Origin of the sequence: Pseudomonas sp. R3.Fl, from assembly GCF_023516765.1 — a bacterium.
Taxonomy (GTDB): Bacteria; Pseudomonadota; Gammaproteobacteria; order Pseudomonadales; family Pseudomonadaceae; genus Pseudomonas; species Pseudomonas citronellolis.
In genome coordinates this window covers 147,351-173,801 of record NZ_JAMGSO010000001.1, presented here as the reverse complement: position 1 = coordinate 173,801, position 26,451 = coordinate 147,351, and the positions used below count along the sequence as shown (strand labels likewise).

The window sequence follows — 26,451 nt, the reverse complement described above, 5'->3', positions numbered from 1 at the left end:
CCGGCGCCGGGCCCGTCCGCCGAGGTGCCCATGCAGTTCGACTGGTCCTATTTCTTTTCCCTGTTCTCCCTCCCGGATTTCTGGAAGGCCTGCGTCACGGTGGTCGAGCTGAGCGCCCTGGCCTGGCTGATCGGCATGCTCCTGGGCTTCCTCCTGGCCAGCGCCAAGCTCGCCGAGTCGCGCTGGCTGCGGGTGCCGGCGGGGCTGTACATCTGGTTCTTCCGCAGCGTGCCGCTGCTGGTGCTGGTGGTGTTCGTCTACAACCTGCCGCAGTTGTTCCCCAGCACCGGGGCGCTGCTGTCCAACCCGTTCATCTCCGGGCTGCTGGCCCTGGTGCTGACCGAGGCCGCGTACATGGCCGAGATCCACCGCGGCGGCCTGCTTTCGGTGAGCAAGGGGCAGAAGGAGGCCGGTCGCGCGCTGGCCGTCGGCGCCCTCGGCATCCAGCGCCTGATCGTGATTCCCCAGGCCTTCCGCATCGCCCTGCCGACGCTGATCAACGAATACGTCACGGTGGTCAAGCTGACCTCGCTGGTCTCGGTGATCTCTCTCACCGAGCTGCTGATGGTCGGGCAGAAGCTCTACGCGCAGAACTTCCTGGTGATGGAAACCCTGTCGGCGGTGGCCATCTACTACGTGCTGATCGTCACCCTGTTCGGCTGGTTGCTGCAGTACCTGGAACACCGCCTGGACCTCAACGCGCGCAAGCCGGAGACCCTCGGCGAGGCCGCCGTCGGGCGACTGCGCGCCAGCCTGGCGCAGCCGGCCGCCGCGCGCCGCGAGGCGCCCGCGCCGGGCATGCCGCCGGCGCTGCACCTGCGCGACATCCGCAAGAGCTACGGCGCCCACCCGGTGCTCAAGGGCGTGTTCCTCCAGGTGGCCAGCGGCGAGGTGGTGTCGATCATCGGCCCCTCGGGTTCCGGCAAGACCTCGCTGATCCGCACGGTCAACGGCCTGGAGGGCATCGACGGCGGCGAGGTCGTGCTGTTCGGCGAGTCCTACATCAAGGCCGGCCAGCCGGACCCGGCGCGCCTGCGCCGCGGCGTGCGGCACATCGGCATGGTGTTCCAGGGCTTCAACCTGTTCCCGCACCGGACCATCCTCGACAACGTCACCCTGGCGCCGCGCTTCCACGGCCTGGACGGCCGCGAGGTCTGCGAGCAGCGGGCCCTGGCGCTGCTCGACAAGGTCGGCCTGCTGGCCCACGCGCACAAGTACCCGCACCAGCTCTCCGGCGGCCAGCAGCAGCGCGTGGCCATCGCCCGCGCGCTGGCCATGGAGCCGGACATCATGCTGTTCGACGAACCCACCTCGGCGCTCGACCCGGAGCTGGTGGGCGACGTGCTCAACGTCATCCGCGACCTGGCGAAGGAGGGTATGACCATGGTCATCGTCACCCACGAGATGGACTTCGCCCTGTCGATCTCCGACCGCGTGGTGTTCATGGAGCACGGCCAGGTGCAGGTGGACGCGGCGCCCGCGGCCATCCGCAACGGCGAATGCGGCGAGCGGGTGATGCGCTTCATCGGCCTGGAGCGCTCGTCGAGCCCGGCCCAGGGGCAGGCCCAGGCGACCGCCGCCGGCTGAGCCGGGCACTTCCCGCTCGGCAGGCGGGCGCGCATCGGGTAAGGTGCGCGCTCGCCTTGTCGTCCGGGAGGGACCATGTCGTCAGACCCCGCGCAGCCACGCCTGCGCCGCGCCGATAATGATTCCCGCCGCGCCGCCCAGGTCCTCGGCCTGTGCCTGCCCGGCGACGTGGTGCTCTACCTGCTGCTGCCCATGTACGCCGCCGACTTCGGCGTCAGCCTGGCCCAGGCGGGCATCCTGCTGGCGGCCAACCGCCTGGTGCGCATCGTCGGCTACGGCTGGGTGGTGCGCTTCTACGCCCGCCACGGCGACCGCGCCACCTGCAGCCTGGCGGCCTGCGCCTCGGCGCTGTGCGCGCTGGGCTATGCGACGCTCTCCGGCGTCGCCGCGTTGCTGGTGCTGCGCCTGATGTGGGGCCTGAGCTACGCCAGCTTCAACCTCAGCACCCAGACACTGGCCACCGCCGAGGCCCAGGGCGCCGCGCGCCGCGCCGGGCGTTCGCGGGCGACCATCTCCATCGGGCCGATGCTGGCGCTGCCGCTGGCGGCGCTCATGGCCCAGGCCTGGGGACCACGCAGCGTGTTCTTCGTGCTCTGCGCCAGCGCGCTGCTGGGCCTGTGGCGCGCGCGCTCGCTGCCGGCCCAGGGGCACGACCTGCACACCCCGAGCGGGCGCCGCCTGCGCCTGCCGGACAGCATCGCCACCTGGTCCTTCATCGAGGGCGTGACCCTCGACGGCCTGTTCATCTTCGGCCTGTCGCTGTACGCGGAAAGCCACCTGGGCGGCACCGGCGTGCTGGTGGCGGGCATTCTGATGGCGGTGCGCTACCTCAGCGAGATGCTCTTCAGCCCCTTCGGCGGGCGCCTGGCCGACCACTTCGGCGCGCTGCGCATGCTGGTGACGCTGTCCCTGGCGACCTCGCTGGCGCTGCTGATCTTCGGCAGCCACTGGCTGTTCGCCGGCGCCTTCCTGGTCCTGCTGCTGCGCGCCCTGCAACTGCCGCTGGTGATGACCCTGGTGGCCCAGCGCAACCCGCAGAACCGCATCCAGGCCCTGGCCGGCAACGCCATCTGGCGCGACATAGGCGCAGGCCTGGGGCCGATGCTGGCCGGCGTGCTGCTGCCGGTGGTGCCGGCCTTCTGGGCCTACGCCGGCGCCGCGGCGGTGCTGGCGCTCAGCGCGCTGGGGTGTGCCTGGCGGCGTTGATCGTGTGGGTTCGATCGCGGACGGAGTCCGCTTCTGCGCATGCCTCACGACAATTGTAGGAGCGCGCCCTGTGCGCGATTCGCGGGCAGGGCCCGCTCCTACAGGGAATGGTGCGGGTGGGGCGGCGTAGGAGCGGATCTCATCCGCGAATCGCACCGGAATCTCCGGCTATCGCGGACAGAGTCCGCTCCTACGATCGTGTTTCCCTGGAACCGTAGGAGCGGACTCCGTCCGCGATGCTCTAAGGGCTGGCCTCGATATTGACCGTGGCGGTCATGCCGGCGCTGAGGTGGATGTCCTTCGGCACCTCCAGCAGCTCGATGCGCACCGGGATGCGCTGGGCCAGGCGCACCCAGTTGAAGGTCGGCTCGACGTTGGCCAGCAGCTGGGTGTCGGGCAGGGCGTTGCGGTCGGTGATGCCGCTGCTGATGCTCTGCACCCGGCCCTTGAGCACGCGTTCGCCGCTCATCAGCGTTACCCGCGCGCGCTGGCCGACGTGGATGCCGGGCAGCTTGGTTTCCTCGAAGTAGGCGGTGACGTAGAACGAGCCCTGGTCCACCAGGGCCATGGCGGCCTGGCCGGTCTGCGCGTAGTTGCCCTGGGCCAGGCGCAGGTTGGTCACCTGGCCGTCGCGCGGGGCGCGCACCTCGCTGCGCTGCAGGTTGATCTCGGCCAGGTGCGCCGCGGCCAGGGCTTCCTGGTACTGGCTGTTGGCGATGTTGGCGTTGAGTTGCGCGGTCTCGCGGTCCTCGGCGCTGATCGCCGCGCTGGTCAGGCGCTTGCGGCGGTTGGCCTCGCTCTGTCGCAGCAGGTATTCCTGCTTGCGCGTCTCGGCCAGGGCGCGGGCCTGGTCGAGGTTGGCCTGGTAGCGGTCGCGGTCGATGCGCATCAACAGGTCGCCGGCCTTGACCTTCTGGTTGTCGACGACGGGCAGCTCGGTGACCCAGCCGGACACGTCCGGGGCGATCACCACCACGTCGGCACGCACCCGGGCGTCCCGCGTCCAGGGCGAGAGCATGTAGTAGCGCCACAGCCAGAGCCCCGCCAGCACGGCGGCGGCGACCACCAGCAGGGTGGTCAGCACTCGCAGGAAGCCTCGCACGCAACGCTCCTCTTTATCCGTTGACGACGCCGGCGCACCAGGTGACGGCGGCCAGCAGCAGGGTGAACAGGGCGCAGTCGAACAGCGCCTCGTGCCAGATCCAGCGCCCCGCCGGCGTGGCCTGCAACAGCTTGCGCAGCACGATGGTCAGGGCCAGGGCGAGCAGCGCGTAGAGGAACATCGGGCTGATGTAGACGCCGCCCAGGGGCAGCTCAACCAGGTCCATGCTCGTCCTCCAGGTGGCACCAGGTGCGCCAGGTGTTGCTCAGCTGGCGCAGCGCGGCGCGGGCCAGGCGGTTGTTCTCGGCCTGGTGGCCAGGGTCGCTGCGCAGGGCGGCGTCCAGGTCGTCGCAGAGTGCGTCCAGGCGCGCCTCGCGCCCCGGGGCCGGGCCGGCCTGGAACAGGTCGCCCAGGCTGCCGAGGAAGACCTGCCGGCGCTTGCGCAGCACGCCGCGGGCGCCGGCCAGGCAGTGGCGCAGGTGCAGCAGCTCGCTGCCCATGTCCAGCGCCAGCAGGCCGTCGAGCCAGCGCCGCTGCATGGCCTGGGGCAGCAGCGCGTAGTGCCGCGCCAGGCGTATCAGGCGGTCGGCCATGCGCCCGCCGAACCAGCTTTCCGCCTGGTCCAGCGGGTAGCGGGTGAGGCGCCCCAGGTCCAGCGCCATGGCCTGGCCCAGGCGGCGGATCACCCAGTCCGGCGGCAGCGCCAGCAGGCGGAACACCATGGCGGCGAAGCCCACGCCGATGACCGTGGCCTGGGCCGAGTTGAGCAGGCTGGCGAAGTCGTAGTGCATGTCGTTGCGCGGCGCGATGAAGGTGATGAACTGGATGGCGAAGGTGGTGGCGGTGCCGATCAGCGCCGGCGGCCCTGCCATGCCCAGGGCGGCGAAGAACAGCGGCACGCCCAGGGCCATGCACAGCAGGGGGAAGCCGTTCCACTGCGGCAGCAGCCACTGGTCCACCACTATGGCGGCCAGCAGCGCGTAGAGGATGCCGCGCAGGAAGCTCATGCTCAGCTCCACGGCGTTGTCGCGGTTGGCGAACAGGCTGCAGAGGATGCCGGCCATGAGCATGCCGCCCACCGCCGCCGGCCAGGCGCTGGCCAGCCAGAAGGCGGCGATGCCCAGCAGCGCCAGGGCGCTGCGCAGACCGTAGAACAGCGCCATCAGCCAGTCGCGGTGCCAGGACAGGCCGCTGCTGGCGGCGCCGCTGAACTCGCCGCTGGCCACTCCGGCGGCGGCCGTTTCGGCGGCTTCGACCTTGATCAGCAGCACCGCGCAGCGCGCCAGGCAGTAGCGCAGGTCGTTGTCCAGGGCCTCGTCGGCGCTGGCCTGCAGCAGGCGGTCGCGCAGCGCCTGCAACTGTTCGGGGGCGTGGCGCGGCAGCAGCGCCAGCAGTTCATCGAGCCAGGGTTGCAGCTGCGCCTGCGCTTCGGGCGACAGCACCTGCCGCTGGCGCGACGCCCCGCGGGCGGTGCGCAGCAGGCTCAGCACGTCGCGCGACAGGGTGCGCAAGGCCAACGCGCGGCGCTGGCCCTGGTGGCCTTCGAACCAGGCGTGGTCGCGCTGGGCGTCGGCGGCGACGATCCGGCCGAGCAACTGGAGAATGCCCTCCGGCTCGCGGGCCTGGCCGCGCAGCGCGTTGGCCGCCGCCTGTAGCGCCGCGTCGAGGGTTTCGCAGGCGACCCGCGCGAGGTTTTCCTCGACCCGCTGCGGCCACAGGGTGGCGCTGACCACCGAGGCGCAGACGATGCCCAGGCAGATTTCCGTGCAGCGCGCCACGGCTTGGTCGAACACCTGCAGCGGCACGTTGATCGCCGGCAGGGCGATGATCGCCACCGTGTAGCCGGACAGCACGAAGGCATAGGAGACGTGGTTGCGCAGCAGGGTCGAGGCGGCGGTGCACAGGCCCATCCACAGCGCGACCACCAGCAGGAACAGCCAGGGCGTCTGGGCGAACAGGGCCATGATGAGCACCGCCATGCTGGTCCCCACCAGGGTGCCGAGCAGGCGGAACAGGCCCTTGGCGACGACCATCCCGGACAGCGGCTGGGACACGATGAACACCGTCATCAGCGCCCATTGCGGTTGTTCCAGGTCCAGGCGGAAGGACAGCCAGAGGGCGATGCCGCCGGCCAGCAGGGTCTTGCCGGCGAAGCGCAGGGCAGGGCCGCTGGGGGCGATGAAAGCGGTCAGGGCAGGGCTGGCTAACACGGCGTCGACAGGCTCCGGCTGAGGCTTGCGGCCCGCTCAGGTGGCGCGGCCCCGTTATCGGGAAGCATAGTCGATGGGGGCGGTTCGCTCGGTGCATGGGGGTTCAGAGGGCGGGTTCGGTAGTGGTGTGTCGGCGGAGTCCGTTGCCCTCACCCCAGCCCTCTCCCGGAGGGAGAGGGAGCCGTTCGGAGTGGCTGGCGAGGACGGAGTTGTCCTGGGGCGCCTGTGCGCCCTGCGGGGCACCATTCCCATGTAGGAGCGCGCCCTGCGCGCGATTCGCAGGCCGCACCGGGGGGCTCTTCGTAGGAGCGAGCTTGCTCGCGAACAAACGCGCTGCCATGCGGTTCGCGAGCAAGCTCGCTCCTACGAAAAGCGTTGATAGCCGGCGGCGCGGATCACAGCAATAGCGTTCGGATGTCTCCCAGCAGTTCGCCCAGGCGTTTGGTGAAGCGCGCCGCGGCGGCGCCGTTGATCACGCGGTGATCGTAGGATAGCGACAGCGGCAGCATCAGGCGCGGCTGGAAGGCCTTGCCGTCCCACACCGGCTGCAGGGTGGCCTTGCTCACGCCCAGGATCGCCACTTCCGGCGCATTGACGATCGGCGTGAAGCCGGTGCCGCCGATGTGGCCGAGGCTGGAGATGGTGAAGCAGGCGCCCTGCATGGCGTCGGCCGAGAGCTTCTTGGTGCGTGCCTTCTCCGCCAGTTCGGCGGCTTCGGCGGCCAACTGCAGCAGGCTCTTGCGGTCGACGTCGCGGATCACCGGCACCAGCAGGCCGTCCGGGGTGTCCACGGCGAAGCCGAGGTGCACGTACTTTTTGCGGATCAGCGCCTTGCCGCTGGGGGCCAGGGAGCTGTTGAAGTCCGGCAGTTCCCTGAGCAGGTGCGCGCAGGCCTTGAGCAGGATCGGCAGGATGGTCAGCTTGGTGCCGGCCTTTTCCGCCACCGCCTTCTGCGCCACGCGGAAGGCTTCCACCTCGGTGATGTCGGCCGACTCGAACTGGGTCACGTGGGGCACGTTCAGCCAGCTGCGGTGCAGGTTGGCGGCGCCGACCTGCATCAGGCGGGTCATGGCCACTTCTTCCACTTCGCCGAACTTGCTGAAGTCGACTTCCGGGATCGGCGGGATGCCCGCGCCTGCCGACGCCGCGCCTTTCGGCCGTTGCAGCTGCTGCTTGACGAAGAGCTGCACGTCTTCCTTGAGGATGCGGCCTTTCGGGCCGGTGGCCTGCACTTCGGCCAGCTCGACGCCGAACTCGCGGGCCAGCATGCGCACAGCCGGGCCGGCGTGGACCTTGGTGCCGTCGCGGCTGGGCGCGCCCACCGGTGGCGGCGTCTCGGCCTTCGCCGGCGCGGCGGCGGGCTTGGCTTCCGCCGCAGGTGCCGCCGATGGGGCTGGTGCCGAGGGTGCTGGCGCCGGGGCCGCATCGCCCTCGGCTTCCAGTTCGAGGATTTCATCGCCTTCCTTCAGGGTGTCGCCGAGCTTCACCTTGAGGGCCTTGACCACGCCAGCGGCGGGCGAGGGGATTTCCATGCTGGCCTTGTCGGATTCCAGGGTCAGCAGGCTCTGGTCGGCCTCGATGCGCTCGCCGACCTTGACCATCAGCTCGATGATCTCTCCCTGGCCGTTGCCGATGTCCGGCACGCGCACCGTCTGCACGCCGCCACCACTTGCCCGCGGCGCCGGCTCGGACGCTGCGGCCGGCGCCGCCTTGGGTTCCTCGGCGGCAGGGGCGGGGGCCTCGGCCTGGGTTTCGGCGGCGCCTCCCTCGGCCTCCAGTTCGAGGATTTCGTCGCCTTCCTTCAGGGTGTCGCCCACCTTGACCTTGATGCTTTTCACCACCCCGGCCTTGGGCGCGGGGATTTCCATGCTGGCCTTGTCGGATTCGAGGGTCAGCAGGCTCTGCTCGGCCTCGACCTTGTCGCCGACCTTGACCAGCAACTCGATGACTTCACCCTGGCCGTTGCCGATGTCGGGTACGCGGATCAGCTCACTCACGATGCTTCTCCTCAGCAGTCCAGGGGGTTGCGCTTGTTCGGGTCGAGGCCGAGCTTGACGATGGTCTCGGCGACCACCTTGGGCTCGATGTCGCCGCGGTCGGCCAGGGACTCCAGCGCGGCCAGGACGATCCAGCGGCGGTCCACCTCGAAGAAGTCGCGCAGCTTGCGGCGGCTGTCGCTGCGGCCGAAGCCGTCGGTGCCCAGCACCTTGTATTCCTTGCCCGGCACCCACTGGCGGATCTGCTCGGCGTACAGCTTCATGTAGTCGGTGGAGGCGATGACCGGGCCCTTGCGACCTTCCAGGCATTGCTCGACGTAGCTCAACCTGGGCTTCTGCTCCGGGTGCAGGCGGTTCCAGCGTTCGGTGGCCAGGCCGTCGCGGCGCAGCTCGTTGAAGCTGGGCACCGACCAGACGTCGGCGCCGATGCCGAAGTCCTCGCGCAAAATCTTCGCCGCGGCTTCCACCTCGCGCAGGATGGTGCCCGAGCCCAGCAGTTGCACATGGTGAGCGGCGTCCTTCCTGTCCTCCTCCAGCAGGTACATGCCGCGGATGATGCCTTCCTCCGCGCCGGCGGGCATCGCCGGGTGCGGGTAGTTCTCGTTCATCACGGTGATGTAGTAGAAGATGTTTTCCTGCTCCTGCAGCATGCGCCGCGCGCCGTCGTGGATGATCACCGCCAGCTCGTAGGCGTAGGTCGGGTCGTAGGTGCGGATGTTCGGGATCACCCCGGCGAGCACGTGGCTCTGCCCGTCCTCGTGCTGCAGGCCTTCGCCGTTCAGGGTGGTGCGCCCGGCCGTGCCGCCGAGCAGGAAGCCGCGGACCATGGCGTCGCCGGCGGCCCAGGCCAGGTCGCCGATGCGCTGGAAGCCGAACATCGAATAGAAGATGTAGAACGGCAGCATCGGCTGGCGGTAGTTGCTGTAGGCGTTGCCGGCGGCGATGAACGAGGACATGGCGCCGGCCTCGGTGATGCCTTCCTCGAGTATCTGGCCCTTCTTGTCCTCGCGGTAGAACATCAGCTGTTCCTTGTCGACCGGCTCGTACAGCTGGCCCACCGAGGAGTAGATGCCGAGCTGGCGGAACATGCCTTCCATGCCGAAGGTGCGCGCCTCGTCGGGGATGATGGGGACGATGCGCGGGCCCATCTCCTTGTCCTTGATCAGCTGCGAGATGATCCGCACGAAGGCCATGGTGGTGGAGATTTCGCGGTCGCCGGTGCTGTCGAGCAGGGCCTTGAGGGTGTCCAGCGGCGGCACCGGCACGCTGAAGGCGTTGCCCGGGCGGTGCGGCACCGAGCCGCCGAGCGTGGCGCGGCGTTCGGCCAGGTACTTGGCCTCGGCGCTGCCGGGCTCGGGCCGGTAGAAGGGCACCTTCTCCAGGTCGGCATCCTTGACCGGGATGTCGAAGCGGTCGCGGAAAGCGCGCAGGCTGGCCACGTCGATCTCGTGGATGTTGTGGGCGATGTTCTTCGCCTCGCCGGTGCCGGTGCCGTAGCCCTTGATGGTCTTGGCCAGGATCACGCTCGGCTGGCCCTTGTGGTTCACCGCCGCGTGGTAGGCCGCGTAGACCTTGTAGGGGTCGTGGCCGCCGCGATTGAGGTTCCAGATTTCCTCGTCGGAGAGGTCCTTGACCATCTCCAGCAGCTCCGGGCGGGCGCCGAAGAAGTGTTCGCGCACGTAGGCGCCGTCTTTCGCCTTGTAGTTCTGGTAGTCGCCATCCACCGCCTCGTCCATGCGCGCCTGTAGCAGGCCGGCGGTGTCCTTGGCGAACAGCGGGTCCCAGAAGCGGCCCCAGATGACCTTGATGACGTTCCAGCTGGCGCCGCGGAACACGCCTTCGAGTTCCTGGATGATCTTGCCGTTGCCGCGCACCGGGCCGTCCAGGCGCTGCAGGTTGCAGTTGACCACGAAGATCAGGTTGTCCAGCTTCTCGCGCCCGGCCAGGGAGATGGCGCCGAGGGATTCGGGCTCGTCGGTCTCGCCGTCGCCGAGGAAGCACCACACGCGCTGCTGGCCCGCAGGGATGAAGCCGCGGCTTTCCAGGTACTTCATGAAACGCGCCTGGTAGATCGCCTGGATCGGCCCCAGGCCCATGGAGACGGTGGGGAACTGCCAGAAGTCCGGCATCAGCCACGGGTGCGGGTAGGACGACAGGCCGTGGCCGTCCACCTCCTGGCGGAAGTTCTCCAGCTGCTCCTCGCTCAGGCGCCCCTCGATGAAGGCGCGGGCGTAGATGCCGGGGGAGGCGTGGCCCTGGAAGTAGATGAGGTCGCCGCCGTGTTCCTCGGTGGGGGCGCGGAAGAAGTAGTTGAAGCCGATGTCGTAGAGCGTCGCCGAGGAGGCGAAGGTGGAGATGTGCCCACCCAGGGACGGGTCCTTGTGGTTGGCGCGCATCACCATGGCCAGGGCGTTCCAGCGCACCAGCGAGCGGATGCGCCGTTCCATGAACAGGTCGCCGGGCATGCGCGCTTCGTGGGTCACCGGGATGGTGTTGCGGTACGGGGTGGTGATGGCGTAGGGCAACTGGGTGCCGGTGCGGCTGGCCAGCTCGCCCATGCGCGTCATCAGGTAGTGGGCGCGCTCTTCGCCTTCGCGGTCGAGCACCGACTCCAGGGCGTCCAGCCACTCCTGGGTTTCAACGGGATCGATATCGTGCATTGCGGAATACCTTGCCGGTTGCGATAGGTCCACGCTTGTTCAGCGCCCCGGGGCAATCCCCCGGCCGAAGGGGCCGGAAAGCCGCTGGACCAATCGCCGGCAGGGCCGACGTCCCGGCTTGCGGGAGGCTGCTGGTCGCTGCGAAAGAAACCCGGGTGGTCGCTATAGCCTAGCTGGCAAGACGCGGGGCGCCACCGGCAATAAGTCGCAGAAGGCCCTTCAGGACGCGCCCGGCGCTTCGTCGCGCAGCGCCAGGCTCAGCTCCTGCAGGCGCTGTTGCAGGGCCTGCAATTGCCGGGACTGCTCGCGGCCGTGCTGTTCCAGGCGCGCCAGTTCCTCGCCCTGGGCCAGGTTGCGCTGCTCCAGCACCGAGCGGGCGCCTTCGGCCTGGGCCCGCTCCTGGCGCAGGGCTTCCATCGCCAGGGTGTGGCGGGCCAGTTGTTGCTGCTGTTCCTGCTGCTGGTCGCGCAGCAGGCGCGCCTCGGTGAGCAGGCGCTCGTTGTCGCGGTTCAGCCGCGTCAGCTCGTCCTGGCGCGCGGCCAGGTGCTGCTGCGACTGGCGCAGTTCTTCCGTCAGTTGCTGCAGTTGGGCCTGGTGCTGGCGTTGCTCCTGCTCCTGCTGTTCCTTCATGGCCTGGCGCTGCTGCTCCAGGGCGAAGCGGGCGTGGTTGTGCTTTTCCTCCAGCGAGGCGATCTGCGCGTCACGTTCGCGCAGGCGGGTTTCCAGGTCGCCGGCGGCCTGGCGCAGGCGCGCGCTGGTCAGCTCGCCCTGGTGCTTCTGCTGGCGCGTCTGTTCCAGCTGCTCGCGGGTTTCCCGCAGTTGCACCTCCAATGCCTGGTTCTGTGCCTGCAACTGCTCGATGCGCGCCTGGGCGCTGCGGACCTGCTGCTGGTAGTCCAGGCGCTCGCGGGACAGCCGGGCGCGGTCCTCGGCCACCGAGTCACGGGCTTCCTGTTGCAGGCGCTCGGCCAGCTGCGCCACCAGGTTGCCCAACTCTTCGCTGAAGGCGAGGGGATGCCCGGCCGTGCCGCCGGCCTCGGCTTCCAGTTCCTTCAGGTAGCGATGGATGGTGGTCTTGGAGCCGGTGTTGCCCAGCTCGACGCGCAGGGCATCGATGCTCGGGTTTTCCCCGCGGGCCAGTATGGCCATGCGTGCTTTCTGTACCAGCGCCTTGTTGATTCCGCCCCGTGCCATGGCCGCTCCGCTCGTTTCGTACCGTACTATGTAGTATGTAATTACATACTAAAAATGCGCAATGCGAAAGCGCCCAATGCGCCGCCCGTGAGGACGGCGCGCAGGGGATGGGCTTCGAAGGGCGATGAGTAGCGTGGGCGGGCGTGGCGCCGGTTCAGCGCCGGCGGCTCACCAGGCAGACGGCGGCCAGCGCTCCGCAGGTGGCGGCGAGGATGAGCGCGACCTGCCAGGGATGCTCGCTGGCATAGTCGCCGCCGCGGCGCAGAGCGCGCCGGCCCTGGTAGGCCAGGCGGTCGCCGATGGCCTGGCAGTCGTCGGTCAGGTGGCGCAGGCGTGCCTTGAACGCGGGGATGTCCTTGGCGGCCAGCTCGCGGCCGCCATCGAGCAGCTCCGTCAGCTCGTCGACCAGGCTCTGCAATTCGGCCACGCTGTCGTGCCGGCGGGAGGGAAACCATCGATGCGGGGTCATGGGGTTCTCCTGTGTCTTCATGGGCCTGCTCCGGACCTTCTTGCACTGCCCGGAGCCATCGTCCCCTGTAGGTGTAGCCGGTTTCGTCCGATGGCGGCCGGCGCTCGACGAGGATTCGGCGATACGCCACTCAGCCGTCGCCATGGGCCTCGGCCAGCTGGCGGGCCATCTGCAGGTGCAGGCGCAACACCGCCAGGTTGTTCTGGGCGAATTGCCGCAGGTCCTCGTCCGCGGTCTGTTGCGCCGCTTCGCTGAACAGCTGCAGCGCCTCTTCCTGGGCGCGGACCTGGCTGCTGGCGAAGGCCGCGTCGAAGTCGTCCTGGCGCGCCTCCAGGTCCTTCAGCCTGGCGCGGCTGGCCTCGTCGGGCCCATCCGCCAGTTGCAGCTGGCGGCTTTCGGCCAGGGTCTTGAGCTGGACCTGGGCCTTGGTGTTGTCGTCGATGAGGTGGACTGCGAAGGTCTTCACGTCCGCCGAGCGGCTCTTGCTCAGCGCCATTTTCGCCGCGTCTATGGTGGCCAGGCCGGTGGCCGAGGCCCGGCTGACGAAGTCCTGCACCCCGGTATCGGCCGCCAGCAGCGGTGCGGATACCAGCAGGGCGCCCCAGAGCAGGACGCCGCGGAGGATGCCAGTGCCTTTCATGTTCGATGCTCCTTCCTCGTTGCGTTGTGACTACTGGGTTGACGGGCGCAGGCGCCCTGGGGTTCCGGAGGCTTGCCGGGGAAATGCCGCGGGAAGTCGCCGGGCGGAGATTGCAAGTGGAAAACAGGAAGCATTACCATTTGCTGATTCTTCGCGTTTATTCCTCCCATGCCCGCCAAACCCCCGCGCAAGCCTGGCCTCTTCGAACACTACGAGGAGCTCATCGGAGCCTGGACCCGCCGCCTGCGCAATCGGCACGAGGCGGAGGACCTGGCCCACGACACCTACCTGCGCCTGCTGGAAACCCCGCAGGCCACGGTGGCGCAGCCGCGCGCCTACCTGCACCGCACGGCGCGCAACCTGGCCATCGACGCCTTCCGCCGCGAGCAGGCGCACCCGCCGGTGGGCATGGAGCACCTGGACGAGCACGAAGCGCCCGACGGCGACCCGGAGACCACCATGCACGCGGTACAGCTGGCCAGTTCCATCGAACGCGCCCTGGCCGAGCTGCCGGCCAATTGCCGCAAGGTATTCGTCTGGCAGAAGCTGGAGGGGCTGTCCCAGGCGGAAATCGCCGAGCGCCTGGGGTTGAGCAAGAACATGGTGGAAAAATATATGATCCGTACCCTGCGCCACCTCAGGGACCGCCTGGGCGACACACCGTGATGAAGGACCAGCCAGTGAAACCGAGCCCAAGCACCTCGCCGGGGAGCGCCCCATGGCGTTGACCGAACAACCGCGCGACGCCGCCGCCCGCTGGTTCGCGCGGGTGCAGGACGGCGCCCTGGACGCCGCCGAGCAGGCTGCCTTCGACGCCTGGCTGGCGACGCCGGAACACCGCCACGAATTCGAGCAACTGCAGCGCCTGTGGGGCGCCGCCGACCTGATTCCGGCGCAGCGCCTGCGCGAGCTGGCCGCCGACGAGCCGGTCGCCTTGCGTCCGCAAAAGACCCGGCGGCGCTGGCCGGCGTTCGCCGCGGCGGCCTGCGTGGCCGGGCTGGCCGCCGGCGTCGCGCTGTTCAGCGGCTGGGGCCGCGACTACAGTGCCGAGTTCCACACCGCCCTGGGCGAACGCCGCCAGGTGGAGCTGCCCGACGGCAGCCAGCTGGAACTCAACGGCAATACCCGCCTGCAGGTGCGCTTCCACGACCAGCGCCGCGACGTGACCCTGGAACGCGGCGAGGCCATGTTCAGCGTCGCCCATGCCGCCGACAGGCCCTTCGTGGTCGATGCCGGCCTGGGCGCGGTGACCGTCACCGGCACGCGCTTCGACGTGCGCCGCGACGCCGACGAGGTGCGGGTGGCGGTGGAGGAGGGCAAGGTACGGGTCGCCGGGCGTGAAGCGGCCAGCGCCGAGCAACTGCTGACCGCGGGCCTGGGCACGCACATCGACGCCCAAGGCCGGGTGGCGCCGGCCGCGGCCACCGACGTCGCCGCGCAGACCGCCTGGCGCGACGGGCGCCTGGTGTTCAATGGCGCGAGCCTGGCCGAAGTGGCCCGCGAGGTTTCCCGCTACCGCGCCCAGCCGCTGCGCGTCGGTAGCCCGGAAGTGGCGAAGATGCGCCTGACCAGCGTGTTCCGCGTGGACGACACCAACGCCTTGCTGATGGCGCTGCCGCACCTGTTGCCGGTCAAGGTACAGACCTTGGCCGACGGCTCAAGCGAAATAATTCTCCGTTAGATTCAGGTTTTCATCGCCCTGTTTCGTCTTCCCCGGCAAAGGCTCGCAAGGCCCGTTTCCTGCGAGCCGCCATTGGGACCTCAAGGAACAGGAACATCGTGACTAACCCTTCGCTCCGCCGCTCCAACCGCACCGCCCGCCACCTGCTGCCGCTGGCCCTGAGCCTGGCCATCGCCGCCGCCATCGGCCAGGCCCAGGCCGCCCAGGTGGACATCCGCCCGATGCCGCTGAACGACGCGCTCAAGCAACTGGGCCAGCAGACTTCGCTGCAACTGTTCTTCACCCCCGACCTGGTGGAAGGCAAGCAGGCCCCGGCGGTCAGCGGCGAGCTGACTCCGGAACAGGCCCTGGAACGCCTGCTGCAGGGCAGCGGCCTGGACTACGAAGTTGTCGGCAACGGCATCGTCCTGCGCAAGCGCGCGGCCGGCGCCGACGAACCGCTGCAGATGGAATCCTCCGAGGTGAAGGTGGTCGGCGACTGGCTGGCCGACGCCCAGGAGCGCGACGTGCAGAACCACCCCGGCGCGCGCACCGTGGTGCGCCGCGAGGCCATGCAGGAGAAGGGCGTGGTCAGCGTGCGTGAAGCCTTGCGCGGCATTCCCGGCGTGCAGGTGCAGGACAACAACGGCACCGGCGGCAGCGACGTCTCCCTCAACGTCGGCGTGCGCGGCCTGACCTCGCGCCTGTCGCCGCGTTCGACCATCCTCATCGACGGCGTGCCGGCCGCGGTGGCGCCCTACGGCCAGCCGCAGTTGTCGATGTTCCCCGGCGTGGCCGGCAGCTACGACAGCATCGACGTGGTCCGCGGCGCCGGCTCCGTGCGCTACGGCCCGCAGAACGTCGGCGGGGTGATCAACTTCGTCACCCGCGCCATCCCCGAGAAGTTCTCCGGCGAAGTCGGCACCACCGTCGAGCACGCCGGCCACGGCGGCTGGAAGCAGATGCAGAACGCCTTCATCGGCGGCACCGCGGACAACGGCATCGGCATGGCCCTGCTGTATTCCGGGGTGAAGGGCGACGGCTACCGCGACAGCAACAACCATAACGACATCGACGACGTCACCCTGAAGACCCACTGGGCGCCCACCGACGCCGACGATTTCGCCCTGAACCTGCACTACTACGACGGCACCGCCGACATGCCCGGCGGCCTGACCCAGGCCCAGTACGACCACGACCCGTACCAGTCGGTGCGCGACTACGACAACTTCCGCGGCCGCCGCAGCGACGGCTCGTTCAAGTGGACGCGCAAGATCGACGACCTGACCCAGCTGGAAGTGCTGACCTACTACAGCGACAGCTTCCGCGGCAGCGACATCGCCAACCGCGACCTCAAGACCCTCGCGTCCTATCCGCGCGACTACCACACTTTCGGCTTCGAGCCGCGCCTGTCGCGAATCTTCTTCGTCGGCCCGACCACCCAGGAGGCGAGCATCGGCTACCGCTACCTGAAGGAAGACATGGAAGAGCGCGCCTCCCAGGTGGCCCTGGTGAACAACGTGCCGACGCCGCAGCCCGGCGCCGACGGCCACATCTACCAGGACCGCACCGGCGGCACCGAGGCCAACTCGCTGTACATCGACGACAAGATCGACGTCGGCAACTGGACGGTCACCCCCGGCATCCGCTTCGAGCGCATCTCCACCGACTGGCAGGACCGCCCGGTGCTGGACAACAAGGGCAAGCCGGTGCAGGCGAAGAACCGCAGCAAGGACTACAACGAGCCGCTGCCGGCGCTGAGCGTGATGTACCACGTCTCCGACGCCTGGAAGCTGTTCGCCAACTACGAGACCTCCTTCGGCAGCCTGCAGTACTTCCAGCTCGGCCAGGGCGGCCGCGGCGACCAGACCGCCGACGGCCTGGAGCCGGAGAAGGCGCGCACCTACGAGATCGGCACGCGCTACGACGACGGCGCCTTCGGCGGCGAGGTGACGCTGTTCTACATCGACTTCGACGACGAGCTGCAGTACATCAGCAACGACGTGGGCTGGACCAACCTGGGCGCCACCAAGCACCAGGGCATCGAGACCTCCGCGCACTACGACCTGGCCGCGCTGGACCCGCGCCTGGAAGGCCTGACCGCCTACGGCACCCTGACCTACACCCGCGCCACCTACGAAGGCGAGATTCCCGGCTTCAAGGGCCGCGACCTACCGTTCTACTCGCGCCAGGTGGCGACCCTGGGCCTGCGCTATGTGCGCGACCGCTGGACCTACAACGTCGACGCCTTCGCCCAGTCCGCCCAACGCGCCCCCGGCCCGAGCACCAATGCCGACGGCAGCTTCACCCACAACTACATCACCGAGCCGACCGCCGACGGCCAGTACGGCGACATCCCCGGCTACGCCCTGTGGAACGCCCGGGTGGGCTACGACTTCGGCCCGCAACTGTCCAACCTCAAGCTCGGCGCAGGGGTGAAGAACCTCTTCGACAAGGAGAGCTTCACCCGCTCCAGCGACAACAACGCCGGCATCTACGTCGGCCAGCCGCGGACGTTCTTCGTGCAGGCTAGTGTGGGGTTCTGAGGGGACAGTTCGGCGTCAGCCGGAAACTCCGATGTTGCCGGCTGGCACGGCGTTTCGCCTGAGCACGGAAGCCCCCTCTCCCTTCAGGGAGAGGGCTGGGGAGAGGGAGCGGAGCTTGATCCGAGGCATGGTGTTTCTCCTGACGCCATGTTTCCCCCTCCCTAACCCTCCCCCGCAAGCGGGAGAGGGGACCGTCCGGTGTGAACAGGAAGTCCTGAGTCAGCCGTATAGGTCTGCACCGCGCTTGCGCTCCGTAGGATGGGTTGCTGTCCTTGGCTCCGGTGCTCGGGCCAACGGCGTATAACCGCGAACGGTTATACGCCCTACGTTCGCGGAAATGGCGGAGGTCCGTAGGATGGGTTGAGTTTGCGAAACCCATGCGGTCATGGCGATGGGTATCGCTCCGCTCAACCCATCCTACGCCGGGGTTTCGGCTAGCACGGCTTCTCGTAGGAGCGAGCTTGCTCGCGAATGAGCCCCCGCTGCGGAGATGTGTTCGCGAGCAAGCTCGCTCCTACGAAGAGCACCCTCGGCACGGCATGCAAGACAGTTGTTCCTCCGGCCGTGCCTCCCTGGCGGAATACTATTGCCAGGTCCGTAGGATGGGTTGAGTTTGCGAAACCCATGCGGTCATGGCGATGGGTATCGCTCCGCTCAACCCATCCTACGCCGGGGTTCCGGCTAGCACGGCTTTTCGTAGGAGCGAGCTTGCTCGCGAATGAACCCCCGCTGCGGAGTTTGTTCGCGAGCAAGCTCGCTCCTACGAAGAGCACCTTCGGCACGGCATGCAAGACAGTTGCTCCTACACGCTGAACCGTCGAATCGCCTCCAGCACCGTATCGCGATCACCACGCAAGGGCTGCCTGCCCAGGTATTCGACGAACCGCGGATCATCCAGCAGGGCCAGGAAACGCTTGCCATCTTCGGTCAGGCGTTCGCCGTCGCTGGGAGTGCCGACCTCGTTGCCGTGGTACAGACCCTCCAGCAGCCCCAGGCGGCGCAGCAGGTCGGTGAGGATCAGGGCGTTGGCGATGACCACGTCGGCATCCGGCGTTTCCGCGCCCAGGCGGCGGTGCAGTTCGGCGTGGTAGTGGCGGGCGATGGCCTCCACCGGGAAGGGCCCGCCGTCGGCGCGAAGGGCGCCGTCGAGCAGGCGCCGGGTCAGTTCCAGGTCGATCATGGCTTGGCCTCCGTCACTGCGCGCGGTCTCCTCGCGTGGGTGTTTCAGTGGCTCCGCGGCTCCCTGGAACGGCGGGCCGGCCCTGCTCGTAGTAAAGCAGGCGCCAGGGTGGCCGTCAGCGCAGGTGCCGGCGGCGCCGGGCTGCGGTAGGCTGGCGAACCGTCATCGCCCGAAGAACCCCCGCCATGCCGACGCCACCCGTGGAGTACCGTCTGACGACCCGCGACGCCGTGCTGGTGCGCCCCAGCCTGGCGCTCTGCGAGCCCTTGCGCCGGGCGTTGCAGGACAGCTACGCGGAGCACGCGCCCTTCCTCGACTGGGTGACCCCGCAGGTGAGCGCCGAGCAGGTGCTGCGCTCGCTCAAGGGCGCCATCGCCAACTACGCCGCGCCATTGGCGGAGAAGCGCCTGTTCCTGCTGTCCGCCGACCGCGCCGAGGTGATCGGCTGCATCGGCCTGCAGCCGCGGGGCAGGGGCGACAGCTACGTGATCGGCTACTGGGCCAGTTCGCGCTTCGCCGGCCAGGGCTACCTGAGCGCGGCGCTGCGCGAAGTCTGCGGGCAGTTGCCGCGGGCCCGGCTGTACCTCACCACGTCCTCGGCCAACCCGCGCAGCCAGCGCCTGGCCGAGGCCGCCGGCTTCCGCCTGGTGCGCACCCTGCGCGGGGTGCGCCGCGATGCCTGGCACGGCACCCAGGACACCCTCATCTACCGCCGCGAGCCGCCGGCCTGACGCACGCAGGCGGCGAACAGCGGGTCCTGCAGGTAAGCGACGTTCAGGCGCATCCAGGGGTTGGCCTGACCGCGGTCGGTGCTGAAGATCGCGCCCGGCGCCAGGGCCAGGCCCTGGGGCAGCGCATCGCGGGTGAAGGCCTCGGCGTCGTCGATGTGCGGGAAGCGCGCCCATAGGTACAGGCTCTGCTGCGGGCGGCACAGCACTTCGGCGCCCAGAGCGTCCAGCACCGCCAGCCCGGTATGGGTGGCGGCGGCGACCTGGGCCTGCAGGCGGGTGAGGTGGCGCAGGAAGTAGCCTTCGCCCAGCGCCACGTCCACCGTGCGCTCGCACAGCTCCGAGCAACTGGTGTGCAGCAGCATCTTCAGGTCCGCCAGTTCCTCGATGCGCTCGCGGCTGCCGGCGATGAAGCCGACCCGCAGCGAGGCCGAGATCGACTTGGAGAAGCTGCCGACGTAGAGCGTGCGGCGTAGCTGGTCGAGGGTGGCGACCTTGATCGCCGAGCTGGGCTTGAAGTCGGCCATGGCGTCGTCCTCGACCAGCAGCAGGTCGTGCTCGTCGGCCAGTTTCAGCAACTGGTGCGCCTTCACCGGCGAGATGTCCGAGCCGGTGGGGTTGTGCCCCACCGACTGCAGGAAGAACAGCTTCGGCCGCTCGCGGCGCAGCAGTTGCTCCAGCGCTTGCAGGTCCGGCCCGTCGGCCAGGCGCGGCACGCTGAGCATGCGCGCGCCCTGCAGTTGCAGCTTGCCGAACAGCGGGTAGTAGCCGGGGTTCTCCACCAGCACCGCGTCGCCGGGGGCGACGAAGCGCCGGACGATCAGGTCCAGCGCATGGTTGGCGCCGTGGGTGGTGAGGATCTGCCGCGGGTTGCCGTCGATGGCGTAGCCGGCCAGGCGGCGCACCAGGCTCTGGCGCAGGGCCGGGTTGCCCAGGCGGTTGCCGTAGCGGAACAGCGAATTGGCGTCGGTGCGCAGCACCTGGCGGGTGAAGCGGTCCAGGCGCATGTCCTGCAGCCAGGCCACCGGCGGGAAGCCTTCGCCCAGCGGCGCCCGGGCCGGCTCGCGGACGAACTGCTGGCGCATCATCCAGATGGTGTCCAGGGCGCGGGTGTAGGGCAGGGGCTCCTCGGCCTCGCTGTTGCGCGGGGCGCTGGCGCGGACGAAGAAGCCCTTGCCGTGGCGCGCCTCCACCAGGCCCTGGGCGGCCAGCAGCTCGTAGGCGGTGATCACGGTGTTCTTCGAGTGGCCGTGCAGGCGCATGTATTCGCGCAGCGAGGGCAGGCGGTCGCCGCGCTGCAGCGCGCCTTCGCGGATCTGCCGGGCGAGGGACTGGGCGACCTGTTCGGCGAGGGTCTGGCGGGGCACGGCGGTCTCCGGGCTGTCATGGGTACAGTGTGGGTACTGTTGGGGCGAACTGTACCTTCAACGGCGGGACCAGTCATAGCACCTTGGGGCCTCGGGCGGCCCGTCGCCGCCCGCATCCCACAAGAGCGACGCACAAGAATGACAATGGACGCCCCGATGCTCATCGATTCCCGCCTTCCCGAATTCCGCAACCTGTCGCCACGCCAGCGCCTCGACCACCTCGAGGCCCTGCTGCAGCTGCCCGAGCTGCAGCACCTGGGCACACCCGGCGCACTGCCGCTGGCGGTGGCCAACGGCATGATCGAGAACGTGCTCGGCACCTTCGAGCTGCCCTACGCGGTGGCCAGCAACTTCGTGGTCAACGGCCGCGAGCTGCTGGTGCCGATGGTGGTGGAGGAGCCGTCGATCGTCGCCGCCGCCTCCTACATGGCCAAGCTGGCCCGCGCCGGCGGCGGCTTCCAGACTTCCAGCAGCGCGCCGCTGATGCGCGCCCAGGTCCAGCTGGTGGGCCTGGGCGACCCGTTCAACGCGCGCCTGGCGCTGCTGCGGCACAAGGACGAGATCGTCGAGCTGGCCAACCGCAAGGACCAGTTGCTCAACAGCCTGGGCGGCGGCTGCCGCGACCTGGAAGTGCACTGCTTCGCCGACGGCCCGCGTGGGCCGATGCTGGTGGCGCACCTGATCGTCGACGTGCGCGACGCCATGGGCGCCAACACGGTGAACACCATGGCCGAGGCCGTGGCCCCGCTGATGGAACGCATCACCGGCGGCCAGGCGCGCCTGCGCATCCTCTCCAACCTCGCCGACCTGCGCCTGGCCCGGGCCCAGGTCCGTATCGCCCCACAGCAGTTGCAGTCGCCGGACTACAGCGGCGAGGCGGTGATCGAGGGCATCCTCGACGCCTACTGCTTCGCCGCCGTCGACCCCTACCGCGCGGCCACACACAACAAGGGCATCATGAACGGTATCGACCCCCTGATCGTCGCCACCGGCAACGACTGGCGCGCCGTGGAGGCGGGCGCCCACGCCTACGCCTGCCGCAACGGCCACTACGGCTCGCTGAGCACCTGGGAGAAGGACGCCGAAGGACACCTGGTGGGCAGCATCGAGATGCCCATGCCGGTGGGCCTGGTCGGCGGCGCCACCCGCACCCATCCGCTGGCCCAGCTGTCGCTGCGCATCCTCGCCGTGCGCAGCGCCCAGGAACTGGCCGAGATCGCCGTGGCCGTGGGCCTGGCACAGAACCTCGGGGCCCTGCGCGCCCTGGCCTGCGAAGGCATCCAGCGCGGCCACATGGCCCTGCACGCGCGCAACATCGCCCTGGTGGCCGGCGCCCGCGGCGAGGAAGTGGACTGGCTGGCGCGGCGCCTGGTGGAAGCCGGCGACGTGCGCGCCGACCGCGCCGTGGAACTGCTGCGCGAAAGGCGCGGCGCATGAGCGGCTTCGTCAGGATCGTCGAGGTCGGCCCGCGCGACGGTCTGCAGAACGAGCCGCAGGTGCTGCCGGTGGAGGCGCGCATCGATCTGGTCCGGCAACTGGCGGACGCCGGGCTGCGGCACATCGAGGCCGGTGCCTTCGTCTCGCCGCGCTGGGTGCCGCAGATGGCCGGCAGCGACGAGGTGCTGCGGCGCCTCGGGCACCGGCCCGGGGTGCGCTTCAGCGCCCTGGTGCCCAACCTGGTGGGCCTGGAGGCGGCGCTGGCGGCGGGCTGCGAGGAGGTGGCGGTGTTCGCCGCCGCCTCCGAGGCCTTCTCCCAGCGCAACATCAACTGCTCCATCGACGACAGCCTGCTCCGCTTCGAGCCGGTGCTGGCCCTGGCCCGCGAGCGGGGCGTGCGGGTGCGCGGCTACGTGTCCTGCGTGCTCGACTGCCCCTACAGCGGCCCGGTGGCGCCGCAGCAGGCCGGCGAGGTGGCCGAGCGCCTGCATGCCCTGGGCTGCTACGAGATCAGCCTGGGCGACACCCTTGGCAAGGGCACCCCGGACGCCACCGCGCGGCTGCTGGAGCATTGCGCCCAGCGCCTGCCGCTGACGGCGCTCGCCGGGCACTTCCACGACACCTTCGGCATGGCCCTGGCCAACCTGCTCGCGGCGCTGCAGGCCGGGGTGCGCACCTTCGACAGTTCCCTGGCCGGCCTCGGCGGTTGCCCCTATTCGCCGGGGGCCGGCGGCAACGTCGCCACCGAGGACGTGCTGCACCTGCTGCACGGCATGGGCTACGCCACCGGTATCGACCTGCCGGCCGTGGCCCGCCTGGGCACCCTCATCAGCCGCCGCCTGGGCCGGCCCAACGCCTCGCGGGCCGGCCGCGCCCTGGTGGCCGCCGAGCGGCAGCCGCGAACCTGCGCGACCGCACCATAACAACAAGAGCCCGGCAGGGCAGGAGCCACACCATGAACATCCACGAAACGGCGCCGCTGCCAGCGCCGAACCCCCAATCCGACTCCCGGCTCTACGAAGTCTGGGGCGACACCGTCGACAGCCGCCACCTGGCCGGCGCCATCGCCATTGGCGCGCTGGTCAGCCTGGGCGCCTTCCTGCTCGCCGAGCGGCTGTTCCTCGGCGTCGTCGAATCGGCGCAGATGGCCCGCGCCTACGCCATGCTGGTGGGCATCCTCGGCTGCCTGGCCGGCGGGGCGATCAGCGCCGTGCTGTTCAAGCCCAAGCGCCGGGTGGTCGAACACGTGGCCGACGCCGCCTGGCGCGAGCGCGCCCTGCGCGAGCTGGAGGCCGAATACGGCGGCCTCGGCGAGCTGGGCGACCTGCCGCCGGAAGTGCTGGCGGAGCTGAAGGAAGTCCAGCTGTACGAGCTGTTCGCCCAGGCGAGCGCGCCCCGGGAGAAGCCCGCGCCCGCCGTGGCGCCGGCAACGGGAGGGGCGGCCTGATGGAGCTTTTCATCGAGCAGTTGCCCATCGCCCTGCTGATGGCCGTGACCGGGGCGCTGCTGTTCGCCGCCATCGGCCTGGTCTCCGGCAGCGACGAAACCACCACCCTGGCGCCGCTGACCCTGCTGGTGGTGCTGCTGGGCGTGGCGCCGGCCGGGGTGTTCGCCTTCTTCCTCGCCGGCGCGGTGGCCAAGCACATGACCCATGCGGTGCCCACGGCGCTGCTGGGCATCCCCGGCGACACCATGGCCACGCCGCTGATGCGCGAGGCGAACTTCCTGCGCAACCTCGGCGTGCCGCACATCGCCCTGCGCAAGATGATCTCCGGCGCGGTGCTGGCGGCGTTCATCGCCGTGCCCCTGGCGGTGTTCTTCGCGGTGCTGCTGGCGCCCTTCGGCGCGGCCATCAAGCAGGCGGCGCCCTGGGTGTTCCTCTGCGCGGCCCTGGCCATCGCCTGGTTCTCCGCCGGGCGCTGGGCGGCGCTGCTGGCCCTGGGGCCCTTCGTGCTGCTGATCGTGGCGCTGCAGACGCTGACCGCCCAGCACGGGGTGAAGCTGGCGGTCAGCTACTTCCTCGGCATCGCCGTGGGGCCGCTGATCGTCTCGCTGTTCGCCCTGCTGGCGCCCGCCGAGCGCCAGCGCATGCGCCGCAGCGAACCGCGCACCTTCGCCCTGGCGCCGGACGTGAAGGGCTGGGACGGCTACTTCCCCAACCCGCTGAAAGTGCTCGACCGCCGCCAGACCGGCTGGACCCTCGGCACCGCCGCGCTGTCCAGCGCCACCTTCGTGTTCAGCCCGGTGGCCATGACGGTGATCCTCGGCGAGGTCGTCGGTTCGCGCATCCGCCACGCCTACCACCGCCTGACCTCGGTGCTGGCCGTGCGCAACGGGGTGACCGAATCCACCTACATCGCCGAGGCGATGATCCCGCTGATCGCCTTCGGCCTGCCGCTCAGCCCGGTGGCCGCGGGCCCGGCGGCGCCGCTGTTCAACGCGCCGCCGCGCTTCCACGTGGACGCCGCCAGTGGCCAGGTGCACAACCTGCACAGCCTGATGGGCCCCTGGGAGTTCCTCGTGGTCGGCCTGCTGGCGGTGCTGGTGGCAGCGCTCGTCGCCTATCCCTTCGCGATGAACTTCACCCACCGCGCCGCCGCGTTCGTCTCGCGGCGCGTCAGCCACGAGGCGGTGATCGCCACCTTCGTCGGCCTGATCCTGGTGGTCGGCCTGTGGGAGGGTGGGCTGCTGGGCCTGCTGGTGATCCTCAGCATGGGCCTGGTCGGCGGCTTGCTCGGGCGCTTCCTCGGCTTCAACATCGGCGTGCAGTTCATGGGCTTCTACACCGCCGTCCTCAGCGTGCCGGCGCTGCTCGTGCTGGCCGGCTGACGCCCCTGGTCGGCCCGCTGCCCGCGCCGGGGCGGCGGCGCTAGACTGGAGCAAACGGGGGCGGGAAGCCTCCGCCAGCCGGCCGCGCCGGCGCCACGGGGCAGTGGGGCGGCGCCGCTTCCCGGAGGTGAGCCATGAGCATGTCCAGTCGCTTGCAGAATTGCCTGTCGCAGCACCGCAGCCGCTACGACCTGTTGCCCCACGCCACGTCCATGACCACCCGCGAGGCCGCCCGCCGCGCCGGCGTGCCGCCGCAGCAGATGGCCAAGCCGGTGATCCTCGACGACTTCCAGGGCCACTGGCTGATGGCCGTGGTGCCGGCCAGCCGCCAGGTCGACCTGCACAAGGTGCACAAGCTCACCCGGCGCAACTGGCGCCTGGCCCGCGAGGGTGACTTCTCCTCGCGCTTCGAGGACTGCGCGCCCGGCGCCATCCCGGCGGTGGGCAGCCTGTTCGGCCTGGAAACCCTGATCGATGAATCCCTGGGCGAGCAGGCGGACATCTACTTCGAGGCCGGTGACCACAACGCCGTGGTGCACATGAGCGGCCGCCAGTACCTGGAGCTGATGCCCGAGGCGCGGCAAGGGCGCTTCTGCGAATAGCGGGATGGCGGGCGCCTGCGCCGCTAGGCCCCGGGCGTCAGGCCATGTCGCTGTGGGCGAAGCCCTGGCCGAGGAAGTCCAGCAAGCCGCGCACCGACGGCAGCAGGCCGCGCCGGGAAGGGTAGACGGCATGCACGATGCCGGTGCGCGGCGCCCAGTCCGGCAGCAGGTTGAGCAGGCTGCCGCCGGCCAGTTGCTCGCGCACCACCACCGAGGGCAGGTGCACGGCGCCCACCCCGGCCAGCGCCGCCTGGCGCAGCGCCATCAGGTCATCGGTGATCAGCCGTGGCTGGTAGCGGGCCTGGGCGCGTACCCCCTCGGGGCCGTCCAGCTGCCATTGGTACTCACGTTGCGGCGAGCCCCAGTGCAGCGTCGGCAGTGCCGCCACCTCGGTGGGCGAGGGGCGCTCGCCCAGGCGCTGGCGCAGGGCCGGCGCGCCCACCACCATCTGCCGGCTCTCGCCCAGCACCTTCATCACCAGCTCGCTGCCTTCCAGCGGCGGGAAGCGCACGCGCAGGGCGATGTCGAAGCCTTCCTGGATCAGGTCCACCTGGCGGTTGGTGGCCTCCACCTGCAGCTCCACCAGCGGGTAGCGCAGCATGAACTCGGCCAGCATCGGGCCGACCCAGAAGTTCAGCAGCGCCGTGGGGCAGCTCAGCCGCACCCGGCCCTGGGGCTCGGCGCGGTGGCGCTCGATGACCTCGGCGGCGCCCTCGGCCTCCACCAGCATGGCCAGGCAGTGGCGGTGGTAGTCCTGGCCGATCTCGGTCACCGAGAAGTGCCGGGTGGAACGCTGGATCAGGCGCACGCCCAGGCGTTCCTCCAGGGCGGCGATGCGCCGGCTGAGCTTCGACTTGGGCTCACCCAGGGCCCGTCCGGCGGGAGCGAAGCCGCCATGCTCGACCACCTGGGCGAAGTAGTAGAGGTCGTTGAGGTCTTCCACGGCGCTGTTCTCCATATGGAACGCTGAAGGTGATTTTCGCAGTCTACCGGCTGTAGCGTTGCAGTCCTAAGGTGTCTCCATGCACTCAGGAGGC

General features: G+C 69.8%; 22 protein-coding genes. 11 read left to right on the top strand and 11 right to left on the bottom strand.

All coding sequences use genetic code 11. The features are described from left to right. Positions 1-30: 30 nt before the first annotated feature. On the top strand, positions 31-1,587 hold the full coding sequence (locus M8R19_RS00610; RefSeq protein WP_249916708.1) for an amino acid ABC transporter permease/ATP-binding protein: 1,557 nt from the start codon (positions 31-33) through the stop codon (positions 1,585-1,587). Positions 1,588-1,662: 75 nt separating this feature from the next. Beyond that, positions 1,663-2,793, top strand: a complete 1,131-nt coding sequence (locus tag M8R19_RS00605) for an MFS transporter (protein ID WP_249916707.1) — start codon at positions 1,663-1,665, stop codon at positions 2,791-2,793. Between the two features lie 241 nt (positions 2,794-3,034). On the opposite strand, the gene M8R19_RS00600 is transcribed toward M8R19_RS00605, so the two are convergent. The 8 genes from M8R19_RS00600 to M8R19_RS00565 form a co-directional block, all read right to left on the bottom strand. Then, positions 3,035-3,895, bottom strand: a complete 861-nt coding sequence (locus M8R19_RS00600) for an efflux RND transporter periplasmic adaptor subunit (protein WP_249916706.1) — start codon at positions 3,893-3,895, stop codon at positions 3,035-3,037. 13 nt (positions 3,896-3,908) lie between these two features. Then, positions 3,909-4,121: a DUF1656 domain-containing protein gene (locus M8R19_RS00595; RefSeq protein ID WP_249916705.1), complete on the bottom strand. Its 213-nt coding sequence runs from the start codon at positions 4,119-4,121 to the stop codon at positions 3,909-3,911. After that, positions 4,108-6,105, bottom strand: a complete 1,998-nt coding sequence (locus M8R19_RS00590) for an FUSC family protein (RefSeq protein WP_249916704.1) — start codon at positions 6,103-6,105, stop codon at positions 4,108-4,110. The genes M8R19_RS00595 and M8R19_RS00590 overlap by 14 nt, the downstream gene beginning before the upstream one ends. Before the next feature lie 395 nt (positions 6,106-6,500). Further along, entirely contained in the window at positions 6,501-8,102 is a 1,602-nt protein-coding gene (gene aceF, locus M8R19_RS00585; protein WP_249916703.1) for a dihydrolipoyllysine-residue acetyltransferase, read from the bottom strand. A gap of 11 nt (positions 8,103-8,113) precedes the next feature. Beyond that, positions 8,114-10,762, bottom strand: a complete 2,649-nt coding sequence (gene aceE, locus M8R19_RS00580; RefSeq protein WP_074979160.1) for a pyruvate dehydrogenase (acetyl-transferring), homodimeric type — start codon at positions 10,760-10,762, stop codon at positions 8,114-8,116. Between the two features lie 219 nt (positions 10,763-10,981). Then, positions 10,982-11,956 (bottom strand): DNA-binding protein, encoded by a 975-nt coding sequence (locus M8R19_RS00575; protein WP_249916702.1) that lies wholly within the window; start codon positions 11,954-11,956, stop codon positions 10,982-10,984. Between the two features lie 154 nt (positions 11,957-12,110). Beyond that, the gene (locus M8R19_RS00570; protein WP_249916701.1) at positions 12,111-12,425 is read right to left on the bottom strand and encodes a hypothetical protein; all 315 of its coding nucleotides are present in this window, start codon (positions 12,423-12,425) and stop codon (positions 12,111-12,113) included. A gap of 130 nt (positions 12,426-12,555) precedes the next feature. Beyond that, on the bottom strand, positions 12,556-13,065 hold the full coding sequence (locus M8R19_RS00565; protein ID WP_249916700.1) for a DUF4142 domain-containing protein: 510 nt from the start codon (positions 13,063-13,065) through the stop codon (positions 12,556-12,558). A 168-nt stretch (positions 13,066-13,233) separates the two neighbouring features. Between M8R19_RS00565 and M8R19_RS00560 the strand changes: the two genes are divergently transcribed. The 3 genes from M8R19_RS00560 (at position 13,234) to M8R19_RS00550 (ending at position 17,271) form a co-directional block, all read left to right on the top strand. After that, positions 13,234-13,731, top strand: coding sequence for a sigma-70 family RNA polymerase sigma factor (locus tag M8R19_RS00560; protein ID WP_043272738.1), 498 nt, complete (start codon positions 13,234-13,236; stop codon positions 13,729-13,731). Positions 13,732-13,783: 52 nt separating this feature from the next. Further along, positions 13,784-14,746 carry a FecR family protein gene (locus M8R19_RS00555; protein ID WP_116423487.1) on the top strand — a complete coding sequence of 321 codons (963 nt, stop codon included), beginning with the start codon at positions 13,784-13,786 and terminating at the stop codon, positions 14,744-14,746. A 164-nt stretch (positions 14,747-14,910) separates the two neighbouring features. After that, a complete protein-coding gene (locus M8R19_RS00550) occupies positions 14,911-17,271 on the top strand; it encodes a TonB-dependent siderophore receptor (RefSeq protein WP_488408625.1) in 2,361 nt (786 codons plus the stop codon). A gap of 802 nt (positions 17,272-18,073) precedes the next feature. On the opposite strand, the gene M8R19_RS00545 is transcribed toward M8R19_RS00550, so the two are convergent. After that, the gene (locus M8R19_RS00545) at positions 18,074-18,451 is read right to left on the bottom strand and encodes a hypothetical protein (RefSeq protein ID WP_249916698.1); all 378 of its coding nucleotides are present in this window, start codon (positions 18,449-18,451) and stop codon (positions 18,074-18,076) included. A gap of 185 nt (positions 18,452-18,636) precedes the next feature. Between M8R19_RS00545 and M8R19_RS00540 the strand changes: the two genes are divergently transcribed. After that, entirely contained in the window at positions 18,637-19,182 is a 546-nt protein-coding gene (locus M8R19_RS00540) for a GNAT family N-acetyltransferase (protein WP_249916697.1), read from the top strand. On the opposite strand, the gene M8R19_RS00535 is transcribed toward M8R19_RS00540, so the two are convergent. Then, positions 19,158-20,546 (bottom strand): aminotransferase-like domain-containing protein, encoded by a 1,389-nt coding sequence (locus M8R19_RS00535; RefSeq protein WP_116423490.1) that lies wholly within the window; start codon positions 20,544-20,546, stop codon positions 19,158-19,160. The two genes, M8R19_RS00540 and M8R19_RS00535, sit on opposite strands and share 25 nt — an antisense overlap. Before the next feature lie 138 nt (positions 20,547-20,684). Between M8R19_RS00535 and M8R19_RS00530 the strand changes: the two genes are divergently transcribed. The 5 genes from M8R19_RS00530 (at position 20,685) to M8R19_RS00510 (ending at position 25,414) form a co-directional block, all read left to right on the top strand. After that, a complete protein-coding gene (locus M8R19_RS00530; protein WP_283939432.1) occupies positions 20,685-21,983 on the top strand; it encodes a hydroxymethylglutaryl-CoA reductase, degradative in 1,299 nt (432 codons plus the stop codon). After that, entirely contained in the window at positions 21,980-22,906 is a 927-nt protein-coding gene (locus M8R19_RS00525; protein WP_249916695.1) for a hydroxymethylglutaryl-CoA lyase, read from the top strand. The genes M8R19_RS00530 and M8R19_RS00525 overlap by 4 nt, the downstream gene beginning before the upstream one ends. Before the next feature lie 32 nt (positions 22,907-22,938). Then, complete coding sequence (locus M8R19_RS00520) at positions 22,939-23,430, top strand: hypothetical protein (protein ID WP_249916694.1); 492 nt, start codon at positions 22,939-22,941, stop codon at positions 23,428-23,430. Next, positions 23,430-24,812 (top strand): tripartite tricarboxylate transporter permease, encoded by a 1,383-nt coding sequence (locus M8R19_RS00515; RefSeq protein ID WP_249916693.1) that lies wholly within the window; start codon positions 23,430-23,432, stop codon positions 24,810-24,812. Before M8R19_RS00520 ends, M8R19_RS00515 begins: the two co-directional genes overlap by 1 nt. Positions 24,813-24,946: 134 nt before the next feature. After that, positions 24,947-25,414 (top strand): aminoacyl-tRNA deacylase, encoded by a 468-nt coding sequence (locus M8R19_RS00510; RefSeq protein WP_249916692.1) that lies wholly within the window; start codon positions 24,947-24,949, stop codon positions 25,412-25,414. Positions 25,415-25,451: 37 nt separating this feature from the next. Here M8R19_RS00510 and M8R19_RS00505 read toward each other — a convergent pair whose 3' ends face one another. Further along, complete coding sequence (locus M8R19_RS00505; protein WP_249916691.1) at positions 25,452-26,372, bottom strand: LysR family transcriptional regulator; 921 nt, start codon at positions 26,370-26,372, stop codon at positions 25,452-25,454. Between the last annotated feature and the right edge of the window lie 79 nt (positions 26,373-26,451).

Bases quoted from the DNA above. Each gene is read 5' to 3' on its own strand.
- M8R19_RS00595 (WP_249916705.1), bottom strand. From the start codon at position 4,121: ATGGACCTGGTTGAGCTGCCCCTGGGCGGCGTCTACATCAGCCCGATG.
- M8R19_RS00605 (WP_249916707.1), top strand. From the start codon at position 1,663: ATGTCGTCAGACCCCGCGCAGCCACGCCTGCGCCGCGCCGATAATGAT.
- aceE (WP_074979160.1), bottom strand. From the start codon at position 10,762: ATGCACGATATCGATCCCGTTGAAACCCAGGAGTGGCTGGACGCCCTG.
- M8R19_RS00565 (WP_249916700.1), bottom strand. From the start codon at position 13,065: ATGAAAGGCACTGGCATCCTCCGCGGCGTCCTGCTCTGGGGCGCCCTG.
- M8R19_RS00530 (WP_283939432.1), top strand. From the start codon at position 20,685: ATGACAATGGACGCCCCGATGCTCATCGATTCCCGCCTTCCCGAATTC.
- M8R19_RS00610 (WP_249916708.1), top strand. From the start codon at position 31: ATGCAGTTCGACTGGTCCTATTTCTTTTCCCTGTTCTCCCTCCCGGAT.
- M8R19_RS00525 (WP_249916695.1), top strand. From the start codon at position 21,980: ATGAGCGGCTTCGTCAGGATCGTCGAGGTCGGCCCGCGCGACGGTCTG.
- M8R19_RS00555 (WP_116423487.1), top strand. From the start codon at position 13,784: ATGGCGTTGACCGAACAACCGCGCGACGCCGCCGCCCGCTGGTTCGCG.
- M8R19_RS00570 (WP_249916701.1), bottom strand. From the start codon at position 12,425: ATGACCCCGCATCGATGGTTTCCCTCCCGCCGGCACGACAGCGTGGCC.
- M8R19_RS00520 (WP_249916694.1), top strand. From the start codon at position 22,939: ATGAACATCCACGAAACGGCGCCGCTGCCAGCGCCGAACCCCCAATCC.
- M8R19_RS00560 (WP_043272738.1), top strand. From the start codon at position 13,234: ATGCCCGCCAAACCCCCGCGCAAGCCTGGCCTCTTCGAACACTACGAG.
- M8R19_RS00575 (WP_249916702.1), bottom strand. From the start codon at position 11,956: ATGGCACGGGGCGGAATCAACAAGGCGCTGGTACAGAAAGCACGCATG.
- M8R19_RS00540 (WP_249916697.1), top strand. From the start codon at position 18,637: ATGCCGACGCCACCCGTGGAGTACCGTCTGACGACCCGCGACGCCGTG.
- M8R19_RS00515 (WP_249916693.1), top strand. From the start codon at position 23,430: ATGGAGCTTTTCATCGAGCAGTTGCCCATCGCCCTGCTGATGGCCGTG.
- M8R19_RS00505 (WP_249916691.1), bottom strand. From the start codon at position 26,372: ATGGAGAACAGCGCCGTGGAAGACCTCAACGACCTCTACTACTTCGCC.
- M8R19_RS00545 (WP_249916698.1), bottom strand. From the start codon at position 18,451: ATGATCGACCTGGAACTGACCCGGCGCCTGCTCGACGGCGCCCTTCGC.
- M8R19_RS00510 (WP_249916692.1), top strand. From the start codon at position 24,947: ATGAGCATGTCCAGTCGCTTGCAGAATTGCCTGTCGCAGCACCGCAGC.